Origin of the sequence: Nitrospira sp. (genome assembly GCA_005116745.1) — a bacterium.
GTDB lineage: Bacteria > Nitrospirota > Nitrospiria > Nitrospirales > Nitrospiraceae > Nitrospira_D.
In genome coordinates, this window is record SWDS01000020.1 from 1,146 (window position 1) to 1,391 (window position 246).

General features: G+C 50.4%; 1 pseudogene (cut by a window edge). It reads right to left on the reverse strand.

The annotated features are described in order from the left end of the window. Nucleotides 1–246: pseudogene (locus E8D52_18625) on the reverse strand (formylmethanofuran dehydrogenase subunit A); it reaches 121 nt to the left of the window's first position.

Here is a 246-nt window from a genome sequence, read left to right on the forward strand (position 1 = left end):
ATCAAAATCCGGCCTGACGACTTGGGTTGTACCCCACTTGATATGGACGACTTTACCGTCAACCACCACCAACTCACCATCTTTGAACACATAATCGGGCTTTTCAAACATGGCTTGCCGATTGGTGTTATCGGTGTACACGGTAATGTCCGCAAAATTTCCTGCACCTAAGCCACCTCGGTCTTTTAGGCCAATCAATTTCGCCGCACCGGCGCGGGTCATGATGGCGATTTCCTGGAGGCTGTA